At 68.7% G+C, this 15181-nt stretch carries 16 protein-coding genes; 9 read left to right on the forward strand and 7 right to left on the reverse strand.

The features are described from left to right. Position 1: 1 nt before the first annotated feature. Genes QSJ30_RS08265 through QSJ30_RS08275 form a run of 3 tightly spaced genes read left to right on the forward strand, consistent with a single transcriptional unit; the run spans position 2 to position 2947 of the window. Complete coding sequence (locus QSJ30_RS08265; RefSeq protein WP_285608254.1) at positions 2-1021, forward strand: fumarylacetoacetate hydrolase family protein; 1020 nt, start codon at positions 2-4, stop codon at positions 1019-1021. Between the two features lie 34 nt (positions 1022-1055). After that, positions 1056-2093, forward strand: coding sequence for a proline iminopeptidase-family hydrolase (locus QSJ30_RS08270; RefSeq protein ID WP_285608256.1), 1038 nt, complete (start codon positions 1056-1058; stop codon positions 2091-2093). Next, a complete protein-coding gene (locus tag QSJ30_RS08275; RefSeq protein WP_285608258.1) occupies positions 2090-2947 on the forward strand; it encodes a flavin reductase family protein in 858 nt (285 codons plus the stop codon). Before QSJ30_RS08270 ends, QSJ30_RS08275 begins: the two co-directional genes overlap by 4 nt. Here the strand turns inward: QSJ30_RS08275 and QSJ30_RS08280 are convergent. From QSJ30_RS08280 to QSJ30_RS08295, 4 genes are all read right to left on the reverse strand, one after another. Continuing rightward, positions 2944-3873, reverse strand: coding sequence for a mechanosensitive ion channel family protein (locus QSJ30_RS08280; protein ID WP_285608260.1), 930 nt, complete (start codon positions 3871-3873; stop codon positions 2944-2946). The two genes, QSJ30_RS08275 and QSJ30_RS08280, sit on opposite strands and share 4 nt — an antisense overlap. 60 nt (positions 3874-3933) lie before the next feature. After that, positions 3934-4308, reverse strand: a complete 375-nt coding sequence (locus QSJ30_RS08285; RefSeq protein WP_285608262.1) for a DoxX family membrane protein — start codon at positions 4306-4308, stop codon at positions 3934-3936. Positions 4309-4327: 19 nt separating this feature from the next. Further along, positions 4328-5470, reverse strand: a complete 1143-nt coding sequence (locus QSJ30_RS08290; RefSeq protein WP_285608264.1) for a homogentisate 1,2-dioxygenase — start codon at positions 5468-5470, stop codon at positions 4328-4330. A gap of 155 nt (positions 5471-5625) precedes the next feature. Next, positions 5626-6990, reverse strand: a complete 1365-nt coding sequence (locus QSJ30_RS08295; RefSeq protein WP_285608266.1) for an MFS transporter — start codon at positions 6988-6990, stop codon at positions 5626-5628. A gap of 71 nt (positions 6991-7061) precedes the next feature. On the opposite strand from QSJ30_RS08295, the gene QSJ30_RS08300 reads away from it, so the two are divergent. After that, entirely contained in the window at positions 7062-8252 is a 1191-nt protein-coding gene (locus QSJ30_RS08300; protein ID WP_285608268.1) for an amidohydrolase family protein, read from the forward strand. Here QSJ30_RS08300 and QSJ30_RS08305 read toward each other — a convergent pair. The 3 genes from QSJ30_RS08305 to QSJ30_RS08315 are packed head-to-tail and all read right to left on the reverse strand — an operon-like array spanning position 8242 to position 10317. Beyond that, complete coding sequence (locus QSJ30_RS08305) at positions 8242-8628, reverse strand: DUF488 domain-containing protein (protein ID WP_285608270.1); 387 nt, start codon at positions 8626-8628, stop codon at positions 8242-8244. The two genes, QSJ30_RS08300 and QSJ30_RS08305, sit on opposite strands and share 11 nt — an antisense overlap. A gap of 11 nt (positions 8629-8639) precedes the next feature. After that, positions 8640-9869 carry a molybdopterin molybdotransferase MoeA gene (locus tag QSJ30_RS08310; protein WP_285608272.1) on the reverse strand — a complete coding sequence of 410 codons (1230 nt, stop codon included), beginning with the start codon at positions 9867-9869 and terminating at the stop codon, positions 8640-8642. 4 nt (positions 9870-9873) lie between these two features. Beyond that, positions 9874-10317: a hypothetical protein gene (locus tag QSJ30_RS08315; protein ID WP_285608274.1), complete on the reverse strand. Its 444-nt coding sequence runs from the start codon at positions 10315-10317 to the stop codon at positions 9874-9876. Between the two features lie 64 nt (positions 10318-10381). On the opposite strand from QSJ30_RS08315, the gene QSJ30_RS08320 reads away from it, so the two are divergent. The 5 genes from QSJ30_RS08320 to QSJ30_RS08340 all read left to right on the forward strand — a co-directional run bounded on the left by QSJ30_RS08320 (position 10382) and on the right by QSJ30_RS08340 (position 15132). Then, entirely contained in the window at positions 10382-10741 is a 360-nt protein-coding gene (locus tag QSJ30_RS08320; protein ID WP_285608276.1) for a winged helix-turn-helix domain-containing protein, read from the forward strand. Positions 10742-10820: 79 nt separating this feature from the next. After that, on the forward strand, positions 10821-11657 hold the full coding sequence (locus QSJ30_RS08325) for an ABC transporter substrate-binding protein (protein WP_285608281.1): 837 nt from the start codon (positions 10821-10823) through the stop codon (positions 11655-11657). Positions 11658-11680: 23 nt separating this feature from the next. Next, positions 11681-13312, forward strand: a complete 1632-nt coding sequence (gene pruA / locus QSJ30_RS08330) for an L-glutamate gamma-semialdehyde dehydrogenase (RefSeq protein WP_285608285.1) — start codon at positions 11681-11683, stop codon at positions 13310-13312. 6 nt (positions 13313-13318) lie between these two features. Then, positions 13319-14017 (forward strand): ABC transporter permease, encoded by a 699-nt coding sequence (locus QSJ30_RS08335; RefSeq protein WP_285608286.1) that lies wholly within the window; start codon positions 13319-13321, stop codon positions 14015-14017. Next, the gene (locus QSJ30_RS08340) at positions 14014-15132 is read left to right on the forward strand and encodes an ABC transporter ATP-binding protein (RefSeq protein WP_285608287.1); all 1119 of its coding nucleotides are present in this window, start codon (positions 14014-14016) and stop codon (positions 15130-15132) included. The genes QSJ30_RS08335 and QSJ30_RS08340 overlap by 4 nt, the downstream gene beginning before the upstream one ends. Positions 15133-15181 lie beyond the last annotated feature (49 nt).

Here is a 15181-nt window from a genome sequence, read left to right on the forward strand (position 1 = left end):
GATGAAGCTGGTGACGTTCCTGAAGGCCGACGCCGAGAAGACCGGCGCCGTGATGGCGGACGGCCGCATCCTCGACTTCGCCGCCGCCGAGCCCCGCCTGGCCGTGGACATGCTGACCCTCATCCGCCGCCAGGACGAGCTGCTGCCCCTGGCCCGGGCCCTGGCCGCCGCGCCGCCGGCCCAGGCCCTCGTCGATCCCGGCACCGTGCGCCTGCTGGCCCCCGTGCCCCGACCTGTGTCCATGCGCGACGGCTACGCCTTCCGCCAGCACGTGGCCACGGCGCGCCGCAACCGCGGGCTCGAGATGATCCCCGAGTTCGACCTCTTCCCCGTCACCTACTTCACCAACCACCTGGCCGTCACGGGCCCCGGCAAAGTGCTGGTGCAGGACCACCACCTCGTGCGCCTGGACTTCGAGCTGGAGGTGGCCATCGTCACGGGCCGCCCCCTGAGGAACGCCACACTGGAGGAGGCGGACGCGGCCATCTTCGGCTACATGGTGATGAACGACTGGAGCGCCCGCATGCTCCAGATGGAGGAGATGAAGCTCTCCCTGGGCCCCTGCAAGGGCAAGGACTTCGCCACCAGCCTGGGCCCGTGGCTCGTCACCAAGGATGAGCTGAACCTGGAACGGACCGCCGCCGGCGAGCTGCTCCACGCCCGCATGACCTGCGACGTGAACGGCCACCGCCTGTCCGACGGCAACGCCGACAGCATGAACTGGACCTTCGCCCAGATCCTCCAGCGCAGCAGCTACGGCATCCAGATGCAGGCCGGTGAGGTCGTCGGCAGCGGCACCGTGGGGACGGGCTGCCTGCTGGAGCTGAACGGGTCGAAGGTCACCGACAACCTCTGGCTCAAGGCCGGTGACGAGGTGGTGCTGGAGGTCGAGGGCCTGGGCCGCCTGGTGAACACCGTCACCCACGCGCCGGAGCGGCTGGTGGACGTGCCCGCGTCCCTCGTGGGTGGCACGCTCCCGGACCTCTACGCCGGCACGCCCAGCGGCGAGGCCGGAGACTGACTTGACTGGGGCATCCCCCCTGCCTGGAGCCTCCATGCGACGCCTCTTCGTCCTTCTCCTCGCGCTGCTGCTCGGATCGGCGGGAGCCTCCGCCCAGAAGGCTCCCAGCCTGCACTCCTATTTCGCAGACGCTTCAGCGGTCCGCGAGGGCGGTGTGAAGCTCATCCCCGTCCAGACGCCCAAGGGCACCTTCAAGGTCTGGACCAAGCGCTTCGGGAACAACCCGCGCATCAAGGTGCTGCTGCTCCACGGCGGGCCCGGCGCCACCCATGAGTACTTCGAGTCGCTGGAGGGCTACCTTCCCGCCGAAGGCATCGAGTTCATCTACTACGACCAGCTGGGGAGCGCCTACTCGGACCAGCCCAAAGACACCGACCTCTGGACCACGGAGCGGTTCGTCGAGGAAGTCGAGCAGGTCCGGAAGGCCCTGGGGCTCGACCGCTCCAACTTCTACCTGCTGGGCCACTCCTGGGGCGGCATCCTCGCCACGGAATACGCCCTGAAATACGGCGCGAACCTCAAGGGTCTGATCATCTCCAACATGATGATGAGCATCCCCGACTACAACCGGTACGCCGAGGAGGTGCTGGCCAAGGGCATGGACCCCGCTGTGGTGAAAGAGGTGAAGGAGCTGGAGGCCAAGGGGCAGTACGAGAGCCCGCGGTACATGGAGCTGCTGCTGCCGAATTTCTACACAAAGCACCTGTGCCGCCTCCCGGAGTGGCCGGACGCCGCGAACCGGGGCTTCGGGAAGATCAACAAGCAGATCTACGTGCTCATGCAGGGCCCCAGCGAGTTCGGCGCCTCCGGCCGCCTGGAGAAGTGGGACCGCAAGGCCGACCTGCCGAAGCTGGCCATGCCCACGCTGGTCATCGGCGGCACCTACGACACCATGGACCCCGCCCACATGAAGTGGGTCTCCACCCAGGTGCAGCACGGCAGCTTCCTGCTCTGCCCCAACGGCAGCCACATGGCCATGTGGGACGACCAGCGCACCTACTGCGAAGGCCTCATCCGCTTCCTCAAGGCGACGGACGCCGGCGGGAAGACCGTCGCCTTCGGGAAGCCATGAGCTTTCGAACCATCCTCCCAGGTGACCTCTCGCCCATCGAGACCAACGCCCTCCTCTGCGGCGGCGTGGCCCCGCGCCCCATCGCCCTGGCCAGCACCATCTCGAAGGACGGCATCCGGAACCTGTCGCCCTTCAGCTTCTTCAACGCCTTCGGCTCGAACCCGCCCACGGTGGCCTTCGCGCCCAACCGCCGGGGCCGCGACGGCACCGTGAAGCACACCTACCTGAACGCCGTGGCCACGGGCGAGTTCGTCATCGCCGCCGTGAGCCACGCCATGCTGCACCCCATGAACGTGGCCAGCGCCGAGTGGCCTGACGGCGTGGACGAATTCCCCAAGAGCGGCCTCACGCCGCTGCCCGCGCGGCTCGTGCGGCCCGCCCTGGTGGCGGAGAGCCCCTTCCAGATGGAGTGCCGCCTCCAGCAGGTGGTGGAGCTGGGCAGCGGTCCGGGGTCTGGCCTCATGCTCCTCGGCGAGGTGCTGGCCTTCCACGTGCGGGAGGACTGCTTCGTGGACGGCCTCCTCCACCCCGATGCCCTGGACCTCATCGGCCGCAACGGCGGCGCCTTCTACACCCGGGCCAGCGGCGCGGCAGTGTTCCAGGTGCCCAAGCCCGCCGGGAAGCCCCTGGGCTACGACGCCCTGCCCGAACCCCTGAAGCAAAGCCGCATCCTCACCGCCAACGACCTGGGTCAGCTGGCCAACAGCCCCGGCCTGCCGGACCTGGAGGCCATGCTCGGGGTTCCCGGCGACCCCATCGGTGCGGAGGGGCTCGACCACGCCATCCATGAGGCCCTGGAGCGGGGAGCGCTCGACGAAGCGTGGCGGCTGGCGGGTCTGCGGCTGAGGGCCTAGCCCTCGGCATCCACCTCGAGCCCAGGGGCTCCCCGGTGGTGCACCACCCGCTGGGGATAGGGGATCTCGATGCCGGCCTCGCGGAAGGCCAGGAGGATGCGCCGGCGCAGTTCCCGCGCCACTTCCCACTGGGCTCCCGGCGCGGTCTTGGTGAAGGTCCGGATGGTGAACCCGCTGGCCCCGAGGGCCTCCACGCCCTTCACCTCCAGCGGCTCCAGCACCTGGTCGGGGCGGTCCGCATGCAGCTTCCGCCCCAGTTCCCTCAGCACCTCGAAAACCCGGTCGGGGTCCGCGTCGTAGTCCACTTCCACGTCCACCAGGGCCCGGGCGAAGTCCTTGGACAGCACCACCACCCGCACGATGGAGCCGTTGGGCACGAAGTGGGCGCGGCCCTCCGAGTCCCGGAGCTGGGTCACGCGCAGCGTCATGCGCTCCACGGTGCCGATGTGCTTGTCGTCCACGTTCACGATGTCCCCCACGCCGAACTGGTTCTCCAGCAGGAGGAAGAAGCCGCTGATGACGTCCTTCACCAGGCTCTGGGCGCCAAAGCCCAGGGCCACGCCCGCAATCCCGGCGCCGGCCACCAGGGGCCCGATGTTCACCCCGAATTCCGAGAGCACCATCAGCAGGAGAAACGCGACCACGGCCACGCGGGCGGTATTGGTGAGCACACTGCCGAGGGTCTCCGCCCGGCGCTCGGCGTCGGTGGTCACATCCTCGTTGCCATCATCCACGGCCCGCCGCACGGCCCGGGTGACCAGCTTCACGGCCAGCAGCAGCGCCAGCCCCGCCAGGGCCACCAGGAGCAGGTGCTGGAGCTTCTCCCAGCCGGTCCGCTCCATCCAGCCCAGGAACCGGCCCGCATGCTGCGTGGCCCCTCCCGGCACGGGCTGGAGGAAAGTGAACATCCCATCGGACAGGACCATGCGGCGATCTCCCGGCCCCAGGCTACCAAAAGCAGGCCCCCCCGATGGTGGCGATGCCCACTACATCTTGAACAGGGGCCTGTAGCTCTCCCGGTGGTGGTAGGCCAGGAAGCCGTTGGCCAGCACTAGGAAGATGGCCAGGGGCAGCCCTTCCGGGGCCAGGAAGGCGTGGACGAGGACGATGTTCACGATGATGGGCGCGATCAGCACCGTGGCCAGGGGCACGAAGCGTCCCGACAGGAAGGCCAGGCCGCAGGCCAGCTCGATGACCTTCACGGTGGGCATGAGGTAGCGGGAGGCCATCAGGCCGTCGCTGAAGGTCTTCATGGCACCCGTGGGCGGTGGCGGCGTGATGAGCTTGAACAGGAACGTGATGGACGCGAAGAGGAACAGCAGCCCCATCAGGCTGCGCACGACGATGACGGCCCATTTCATGACATTGCCTCCTCAGGCGCTACTTCCAAGAAGCCCAATAGTTCACGTTCTCCATCAGCTCCGCCGCCGGCGTGGCCTTCAGCGGCCGGAAGGCGTCCACCATGACGGCCACTTCGTCCGTGCGGTCCTTGGTGCGGCTGAGGGGGATCGCCTTGGGGTGGGGCCCGTGGTGGATGCCCTGGGGATGCCAGGTCATCATCCCGGCGCCGATGCCGTCCCGCGAGAAGAAGTGGCCCGCGCTGTAGAACAGCACCTCGTCGTAGTCGATGTTGGAGTGGAAGAAGGGGACGCGCATGGCGCCTTCCTCCTCCTCGAAGGGCCGGGGCAGGAAGGAGCAGATGACGAAGTTGTGGGCAATGAAGGTGGAGTGCGCGCTGGGCGGCAGGTGGTAGCGGGCGCTGACGACGGGCCGGATGTCCTTCACGTTGATGCGCCAGACCGTCAGGTCGCCCTTCCAGCCCACCACGTCCAGGGGATTGAAGGGGTAGAACACCTTCGTGATCTGGCTTTCACGCTTGATGTGGACGGCCCATTCCCGTGGTGTCGCGTCGTAGGGCTCCAGCTCCGGGGTGTCCACCATGGCCGGATCGAAGATGGCGTTGGGGCCCAGCTGGTTGCGGTCGGGGATGGTGACTTCGCTGAAGCTTTCGATGAGCAGATAGCGCTGCGGGGTTGAATCCGGAAGGAAGCGGTAGGTGGTACCGCGCGGAATCACCAGGTAGTCGCCCGTGACGTAGTGGATCGCGCCGAAGGTGGTCTCCAATTTGCCGCCCCCCGCGTGGATGTAATAGACGTCGTCGCCATCGGCGTTGCGGTAGAAGAAGTCCATGGCAACGGGCGCCACCCAGTGCAGGGCCACGTCGGCATTGTGCAGGATGCAGATGGGCGCGAAGGCGGGATCCTGCGAACCGAACATGGAGGCCCGGATGGCCGCATCGGCGGAGGGTTCCAATCCGTTCAGGTCGTAGCTGTGGGGTCGCAGGGGCCCCTCGATGCGGGTCCAGTCCGTCACTGGGTGCAGGCGGTAGAGGTGCGTGGTTCGCCCGAAGAATCCGTTGCGCGCGTGCTCCTCCTCGAAGGTGCCCGCGGGCAGGTCCACATGCGCCTGCCGCGTGTGCAGGCCCTTGCGCAGGGGGAAGAGCGGCGTTTCCTTTTTGGACATGGGAGCCTCGGAGCGAGGATCCATTATCACTCAAAATGAATTTAATAAGCGGAGGAGAGCAGAGGGGCAGAGGAGAACGGAGAAAAGACCGGCCGATCTTTCTCCGCTTTCCTCTCTGTCTCCGCTCTCCTCCGCTTCTTCAGATCTTTGTTCTTTCAGCTCTGCTTCTGCAGCCACCGGTTGTAGAACCACAGGCTGAGCGCGCTGCCCAGACCGAAGAGCGTGAGAATGATCCAGCCGGTGGCGGCGGCCCTGGGATCCAGCTTCAGGAGGCCGTCCGCCTGCTTCACGGCGCCGGCGCACATGACCTTGTTGAAGAGCCAGGCGCCCGCGGGGCCGCCCACCAGGCTGCCGATGGCCATGGGCAGGTTGGAATAGCCCAGGAAGAGGCCTTCCTGGCCCTTGGGCGCCAGGGAGCCGATGTACTCGTAGAGACGGGCCGACGCGAACAGTTCGCCGAAGGCGATGAGGGCCACGGTCATCACGATGAAGAGGCTGCCCAAGGGGAGCCACAGCTTTATGGTCACGCCGCCCGCCAAGTAGAGCGGCGCCACGTTGATGAGCATGGCGAGGCCGATGATCACCGTGCCCACGATGATGGACTTGATGGGCGGCAGCTTGCCGAACAGCTTGGTGATGAGCAGCTGGAACAGCACGATGGTGATGGGGTTCGCCATGGTGTAGAGGTCCATGGCCGGGCTCAGCTCCACGGTCTTCTTCACGTAGAGCGGCAGCACGTTGTAGACCTGGTTGTAGATGAAGTAGAAGCCGCTGCTCACCAGCAGGAACAGCGCGAAACGCCCGCTGCCCAGCACCTTGAACATGCCGAAGAATATCTCAGGGATGGTGCGTCTGGGCTTGCTTGGATCCACCGTGGATTCAGGATCCCGGTAGCGCAGCGCCACCACCAGGAAGGCCAGCACCGAGGCGGCCATGGACACGAGGAAGATGGTGTCCAGCTTGCCCAGCTTGGTGCGGACGAAGAAGGCCGTGAGGCGCCCGAACACGCTGCCGATGTTGATCACCATGTAGAAGATGGCGAAGGCCAGGGTGGCCTTGCCCAGGTGCGTGCGCTGCACGGTGCCCGCGATGCAGGGCTTCACGAAGGAGCCGCCGATGCCGACCAGCACGATGGCCGCCGCCACGGGCACCATCACGCCCAGTCCCGCCGTGACCTCCTTGCCCGCCTGCAGGGCCAGGGTCTGCCCGCCGAACCAGACGGGATAGCCCATGAGGAAGTAGCCCCCTACCAGCAGCACGCAGGCCAGGAGCAGGCTGCGGCGGAAGCCGATCTGATCGGCGATGGTGCCGCTGAGGATGGGCAGGAAGTAGACCAGGAACCAGAGCACGCCGTTCAGGGTGCTGGGCCAGTAGTCGCCCAGGCCGAGCCGCCCCAGGTAGATGACGATGAAGCTGGCCATGGAGTAGTAGGCCGCCCGCTCGAACAGCTCCGTGAGGTTCGCGTTCCAGTAGCTGGCAGGGAAGGAGTACTTCTCGCGGAAGGAGGGCTCGGCGGTCATGGATACCTCAAGGTCGCCATAGTGTGGCATGGGGCGTGTTCCCGGCCGGCGGATTCTGGTATTCCTGGCGGATGCTCCCCCTGCCGCTCCGATTCCTCCTGGTGACGCTGGGCCTCGCTGTGCCCGCCGCGGCCTCGGCGCCACGGCCCTTCTCCCCCGCCGCCCAGGCCCTCATCGACCGCGCCTTCTCGGATCTGGATCCGGCCCGGCCCGTGGTGGATGTCCACGTCCACGCCATCGGCCTGGGCCAGGACGGCGATGGGACCTCCGTCCATCCCGAGAAGCTCAGCCCCCGGCACCCTGTGAAGCGCCTGGGGACGAACCTCTACCTGAAGGCCACGGGCGTGAAGGGATTCGCCCACTTCGACCGGGACTACTTGGACATCCTCGCCGCCCGGGCCCGGGCCTTCCCGAGGCCCGTGAGGATCCACCTCCTGGCCATGGACCGGGCCTACCATCCCGACGGCACGCCGGATCCCTCCCGCACGGAGTTCCACGTGCCGAACGATTACGTGCTGGAGGCGGCGGCCCGGTACCCGGATGTATTCGTCCCCGTGGCCTCCATCCACCCGGCCCGGCAGGACGCCGTCGTGGAGCTGGAACGCTGCGCGGCGAAGGGGGTCCGGCTGCTCAAGTGGCTCCCCAACGCCCAGGCCATCGATCCCGCCGATCCGCGCTACGACGCCTTCTACCGCCGCATGAAGGAACTGGGCGTGGTCCTGCTCACCCATGCGGGCGAGGAGAAGGCCGTGGCCGTCAAGGGCGCCCAGGCCCTCGGGAACCCGCTGCGCCTGCGGCGCCCGCTGGACCTCGGCGTCACCGTGATCGTGGCCCACTGCGCCAGCCTGGGCCGGAACGCGGATCTGGACCACCCCGGGAAGACGGCCGCCAACTTCGACCTCTTCCTGCGGCTCCTGGACGATCCGAAGTACCAGGGTCGCCTGTTCGGCGACCTCTCCGCCATCACCCAGATCAACCGCCTGCCCCGACCCCTGCAGACCCTGCTGGCCCGGGACCTGGAAGCCCGGCTGCTCAACGGGAGCGATTACCCCCTGCCCGGCGTGGATCTCGTCGTCTGGACCCGCGGCCTCGTGCAGCTGAAGCTGATCACGCCGACCGAGCGGAAGGCCCTCAACGAGATCTGGCGGGCCAACCCGCTCCTGTTCGACTTCGTACTCAAGCGCACCCTGAGGGATCCCCGCACCGGACGGCGCTTCGCGGCCACCGTGTTCCTGCGGGATCCCGCGGCCCTCAGCGGATGAGCGCGCCCCGCTCCGCCAGCAGCTCCCGCAGCACGGAGCGGTGGCAGTGCGCTTCGTCCTCGCAGTAGCAGCCCACGGCCAGATCCGTCCGGTGTGACAGGGCCGCCAGCAGGTCCAGGAGCCGCGCCTTCTCGGGAGGGCCCATCTCCGCCCGGTATTTCTTCTTGAAGGCCGCCCAGTCCTTGTCGCTGGTGGCGGCCTGGGCCTGCTTCACCAGCTCCTCGCTGGGCGCCGCCTCCGGCAGCCACACGTCGTAGAAATCGCGAGCGGCGAATTCCGCCTTGGGCACGCCTCGGGGCGGCCGGCGCACCGTGCCGATCCGCAAGCCCTCGCCGGGCTTTCTCGGCGCTCCCAGTCGCACCACGCGGATGGCCATGGTCACCTCCCTCAGTGATCTTCCGCCTCTTCCGTGAGGTGGAGCGGAACCATCCCGCCCGGCTCCACCCGATCCATCCCCGCGGGAACCACGGCCAGGGCGTTGGTGTGGAGCATCGAGGAGAGGATGGCGGAACCCTGGGGGCCTGTGAGCCGCGCCCGAAGCTGGCCGCCCTCGCGCCGGGCCACCACCCGCAGGAAGGTGGTGCGGTGGTCGCCGGCCTTGCCGGTCCAGCCGCCCTCCAGCCGCGCTTCGGCCACGGGGCGATGGAGCTTCGCGAAGCCCATCAGCCGGCGGAGCGCCGGGCGCACGTATTCCTCCACCATCAGCATGGCGGCCACGGGGTTGCCCGGGATGCCGAAGACCGGCTTGTCCCCCAGCATCCAGAAGCCCAGCGGCCCGCCCGGCTTCTGGGCCACCTTCCAGAAGACGCGCTGCGCGCCCAGCTCCTCCAGGATGGCCTTCACGAAGTCGTAGTCGCCCACGGAGATGCCGCCGGTGGTGAGGATGGCGTCGGCCTCCCCCATCGCCTCCCGCAGCACGCCCGCGAGTGTGGCCCGGTCGTCCCGAACCCGCGCGAAGGGGATCGGGACAGCCCCGCAGGCGGCCACCTGGGCGCAGATGGCGTGGATGTTCGCGTCGCGGATCTGACCGGGGCCGGGCCGTTCCGAGGCCTCCACCAGCTCGTCCCCGGTGGTGAGCACGGCCACCCGGGCCCGCGGATGCACCGTCACGGCGGGGTGCCCCACCGCCGCCAATACACCCAGGTCGCCGGGGCGCAGGCCCCGTCCGGCCTCCACCAGCGCCAGGCCCGCCTGGATGTCCTCGCCCGCCAGGCGGATGTGGATGCCCTCCCGGAGAGGCTTCCGGACCTCCACCCAGTCCGCGCCGCGCACGGTGTCCTCCACGGGCACCACGGAATCGGCGCCCTCGGGCAGCGGCGCGCCGGTCATGATGCGCCAGGCCGTCCCCGCTGCCACGGCCCGGTCCGGCGTGGCCCCGGCGGCGAGATCCCCCAGCACCCGCAGGCGGACGGGATGTTCCGCCGAGGCCGCTGCGAGGTCCCCGGCCCGCACGGCATAGCCGTCCATGGCGGAGTTGGTGAAGGGTGGCACCTGCTCGGCGGACCGGATGGCCCCGGCCGCGGCCAGGCCCAGGGCCTCCGCCAGCGGCAGGGTGCGCGGCGGCAGGGGCGCCACGCGGGCGAGGATCGACTGGAGGGCTTCGGCGGGAGTGGTCATGGCCTCAATCCGGATGCTTGATCACCCTCCACTGGAGGAAGGAGAAATGCCGCCAGGCCCCGGGCATGTGGGAGCCGACGGAGGCCACCAGGGTGGCGGCCAGGTACCAGGGCAGGCGCGAGGCGGGCTGGACGGCGCCCAGGCCCAGCAGGGCCAGCTTCAGCAGGACGGCCACCCCGCTGCCCTGGGTGAGGATGGCGGCGTCCCGGGCCAGGTCGATGGCGAACAGCAGCACGCCACTGCCCACCGTGAGGAGGATCGGGGCCCGGAGGGTGTGGAAGTCCGCCCCGAAGGGGATGGCGCCCAGCACCAGGGCCATGGCCGCGATGTGGAGGCTGCGGAGGACCAGCTGGGCCGGCCGGGCCCAGGGGAAGTGCCGGGGCGATTCCGGGCAGAGCACCCGGAGGAGGGGGCGCCGCATCGGCCGGTCCGGAGTCGTGGAGTCCATGCTTCCCTTCTAGCAGAGTCCGAAGGCCGGGCTTCGTGCTGAAATGGCCCCGTCGGAGATCCCCATGGCCAAACCCGCCTCTCCCGCGGCCTCCATCCGCATCCGCATCGCCTACGGCACGGACATCGCCATCGGCCAGGGGAAGGCCGACCTCCTAGAGGCCATCGGGCAGACCGGCTCCATCTCCGCGGCGGCCCGGCTGCTGGAGATGAGCTACCGGAAAGCCTGGCTGCTGGTGGACGAGATGAACCAGTGCTTCCGGTCCCCGGTGGTGCTGGCGGCCAAGGGGGGCCCCCAGGGGGGCGGCGCCCGCCTGACGCCCCTCGGCGAAGAGGCCCTGAAGCGCTTCCGGGAGATCCAGGCCAAGGCCGCCACCGCCATCGAGGCCGATGTCCGGGCCTTCCGGAAGCGGCTGCTGGACTGAGGTCACAACCCGGACCGGCGGACCGGTCGAGCAGGCTCCTTCGTTGTATCTTGTCGAAACCATCGCCGAGGAGGCGACCATGCGGATCCCGAGATTCCCCGGATGGACCTGGCTGGTTGTGGCCTCCCTGGCCTGCGCGGGCCTCCAGGCCGGCCCGCCGGCCCCGCAGTCGCTCATCCTCGCCACCACCACCAGCACCCAGGACTCGGGCCTGCTGGATGAGCTCATCCCCCGCTTCGAGAAGGCGACGGGCTACCGGGTGAAGACCATCGCCGTGGGTTCCGGCCAGGCCCTCGCCATGGGCCGGCGGGGCGAGGCGGACGTGCTGCTGGTGCACTCCCCTGAGGCCGAGCAGGCGCTCATGAAGGAGGGCTCCGGCGTGAACCGCCGCCTCGTCATGCACAACGACTTCATCCTGCTGGGACCGGCCACGGACCCCGCCCACGTGCGCGGGAAGGCCGCCGCCGCGGCCCTCCAGGCCGTGGCCGCGGGCCACGCCGTCTTCATCTCCCGGGGCGACAACTCGGGCACCCACGCGCAGGAGAAGAAGCTCTGGGCCGCCGCGGGCGTCAAGGCCGAGGGGCAGGCCTGGTACCAGCAGACGGGCCTCGGCATGGGGCAGACCCTGGCCGTGGCCGCCGAGAAGCGGGCTTACACTCTGTCAGATCGGGGCACCTACCTGGCCATGCGCAAGAAACTCGGCTTGCAGATCCTCAGCGAAGGCGATGCGGCCCTCCTGAATGTCTACCACGTCATCGAGGTGAACCCCACCCGGCATCCCCGGGTGAATGCCCGCGGAGCCCGCGCATTTGCTGACTTCCTGGTGTCGAAAGATGTGCAGACCACCATCAAAGAATTCGGAATCGGTACTTTTGGCTCGCCGTTATTCTTTCCTGATGCCGGCAAGCCGGAATAGGCCCGCCGGACGGAGGAAGCCCCATGTCCAACGCCATCTTCAGCCTGCCCGAATCCCACAATGAGCCCATCCTGCCCTACGCCCCCGGCTCGCGGGAGCGGGCCCTCCTGAAGGCCGAGCTGGAGCGCCAGTACGCCCTCGAACTCGACATCCCGCTCATCATCGGCGGGAAGGAAGTGCGCACCGGGAAGACCCAGAAGGCCACCTGCCCCCACGACCACCAGCATGTGCTGGCCCGGTTCCACGAGGCCGGCGAGGCCGAGGTCCGCCTGGCCATCGACGCGGCCCTGGCCGCCAAGAAGGACTGGGAGGCCACGCCCTGGGAGGACCGCGCCGCCATCTTCCACAAGGTGGCCAGCCTGATTTCCGGGAAGTACCGCTACATCCTGAACGCCGCCACCATGCTGGGCCAGTCGAAGAGCGCGTACCAGGCGGAGATCGACAGCACCTGCGAGACGGCGGACTTCTTCCGCTACAACGCGAAGTTCATGGAGGAGATCTACAAGCAGCAGCCGATCTCAGATCCCCACGTGTGGAACCGCGTGCACTACCGCGCCCTCGAGGGCTTCGTCTTCGCCGTGACGCCCTTCAACTTCACGGCCATCGCCGCCAACCTGCCCACGGCCCCGGCGGTCATGGGCAATACGGTCGTTTGGAAGCCCGCTTCCACGTCCGTGGTGTCGAACTACTACCTCATGCAGCTCTACAAGGAGGCCGGCCTGCCGGACGGCGTCATCAACTTCATCCCCGGCCGCGGCTCCATGATCGGGAAGATCGCGCTGGAGGATCCCAACTTCGCGGGCCTCCACTTCACGGGCTCCACCGGCGTCTTCAACAGCATGTGGAAGACCATCAGCGGCAACCTGGAGCGCTACAAGGGCTACCCCCGCATCGTGGGCGAGACCGGCGGCAAGGACTACGTGTTCATGCACGCCTCCGGTGACGTGGACGAGACCGCCGCGGGCATCGTGCGCGCCAGCTTCGAGTACCAGGGCCAGAAGTGCTCCGCCTGCTCCCGCGTCTACGCCCCCGCCTCCCACTGGCCCGAGCTGAAGGCGCGCCTGCTGGAGCTGATGGGGGAGATCCGCATGGGCGATGTGCGCGACTTCCGCAACTTCTTCAATGCGGTCATCGACGAGGCTTCCTTCGACAACGCCATGAAGTACATCGAGCTGGCGAAGGCCTCGAAGGAGGCTGAGATCCTCGTGGGCGGCAAGGGCGACAAGTCGAAGGGCTGGTTCGTGGAGCCGACGATCATCCTCACCACGAATCCCAAGTTCGTGACCATGCAGGAGGAGATCTTCGCGCCGGTGCTCACCATCTATGTCTATGACGACGCCAAGCTGGACGAGACGTTGAAGGTTCTGGACGAGACATCTCCCTACGCCCTGACCGGCGCCATCTTCGCCCGCGACCGCTACGTCATCAACCAGCTGACCGAGGCCCTGGCCAACACCGCCGGGAACTTCTACATCAACGACAAGCCCACGGGCGCCGTGGTGGGCCACCAGCCCTTCGGCGGAGCCCGCGCCTCGGGCACCAACGACAAGGCCGGGAGCTTCCTGAACCTGATCCGCTGGACCTCTCCGCGCACCATCAAGGAGAGCTTCACCCCGCCCCGGGACCTCAAGTTTCCGTTCCTCGAAGCAGAGTAGGAGCCCATGGACCTGATCTGGGAGGGACTGCGGAAGGCGCTGGAGCTGCTGCTCACGCTGGATCCCGAGGTCCTCCGGATCACCCTGCTCTCTCTCGAGGTCTCGGGCCTGGCCACCCTCATCAGCCTGGTGATCGGCCTGGGCGTGGCCATCCCCGTGGCCCTCAACGATTTCCCCGGCAAGCGGCTGGTCATCGCCCTGCTCAACACGGGCATGGGGCTGCCGCCTGTGGTGGTGGGCCTCTTCGTCACCGTGCTGCTCTGGCGGAACGGGCCCTTCGGGTTCCTGGAGATCCTGTACACGCCCTGGGCCATGATCCTGGCCCAGGCCGCCATCGCCTCGCCCATCATCGCCGGCATCAGCCTCTCGGCCCTCCAGCACCTGCCGCCGGGCCTGCGGCTGCAGATCCTGGCCCTGGGCGCCTCGCGGCCCCAGATGGTGTGGCTGCTGCTGAAGGAGGCGCGGCTGCCCCTGCTGGCCGCCGTCATGGCGGGCTTCGGCGGCGTCATCTCCGAGGTGGGCGCGTCCATCATGGTGGGCGGCAACATCAAGGGGCAGACCCGGGTGCTCACCACGGCCACGGTCATGGAGACGGGTCGGGGCAACTTCGAGGTGGCCTTCGCCCTCAGCATCCTGCTGCTGGTCCTGGCCTTCACCGTGAACGCCGTGCTCACGCACCTCCAGCAGCGGAACCGGCCCCGATGAGCCGCGCGACCGTCCTGGAGGCGCGGGGCCTGAAGGTCCTTCGGGGCGGGACCCAGGTCCTCGATGTGCCCGCGCTGGGCCTGCGGGCGGGCGAGGTCCTGGCCCTCATGGGGCCCAACGGCGCCGGCAAGAGCACCCTGATGCTGGCTCTGGCAGGCCTCCTGCCCCTGTCCGGGGGAACCCTCCTGTATCAAGGGGTGGAGCTCCGGTCCCGCTCGGAGCGCGAGGCCTTCCGCCGCCGCATGACCATGGTCTTCCAGGACCCGCTGCTCTTCGACGCCACCGTGGCCCAGAACATCGCCACCGGGCTCAAGCTCCGGGGCGTTCCCGCCGCCCTGCGCGAGCCGGCCGTGCGCGCCTGGGCCGGGCGCCTGGGCATCGGGCACCTGCTGGACCGCTCGGCCCGCCACCTGTCCGGGGGCGAGGCCCAGCGCACCGCCCTGGCCCGGGCCTTCGTCTTGGGGCCCGAGATCCTCTTCCTGGACGAGCCCTTCGCCGCCCTGGACGCCCCCGCCCGGGAGGGCCTGCTCGACGACCTGGGCCACATCCTCGCCGAGACCGGCAGCACCGCAGTGATCTCCACCCACGACCAGGGCGAGGCGGCACGCCTCGCCCACCGGCTGGCCGTGATGCAGGGCGGAACCCTCCTCCAGACCGGCGGCCTCCGGGAGGTCATGAACCACCCGCAGGATCCGATCGTGGCGGCCTTCGTGGGCATGGAGACCCTGCTCAGGGGCCAGGTGGCCACCTGCGGGGAGGGCCTGCTGACCCTGCGACTCGGCAAGGGCTCGGGCGGCCAGGAAGTGCTGGCCATCGGCGAGGCCCAGCCCGGCCAGACCGTCCTGGTAGGCATCCGCCCCGAGAACGTGACCCTCTCTTTACAAACCGACAAATCCAGCAGCGCCCGGAACGCCTTCCCCGGCACCGTCACCAAGATCCTCCCCCGGGGCCCCTTCTTCAAGGTGGAGCTGGATTGCGGGTTCTTCCTGGCGGCCTACGTGACGGCGCAATCCCTGGCAGAACTGGACCTCAGGCCCGGGGGCGCCGTGGTGGCCTCCTTCAAGGCCACGGCCGCCCACCTCATCCGCCGGGAGGGCCTCGACGCCGAAGTGTGACCCGCGTCCATTGCCCGAGGTCGGAGCCCGGACTAGCCTCACATCTGGG

Origin of the sequence: Geothrix edaphica, from assembly GCF_030268045.1 — a bacterium.
GTDB classification, from domain to species: domain Bacteria; phylum Acidobacteriota; class Holophagae; order Holophagales; family Holophagaceae; genus Geothrix; species Geothrix edaphica.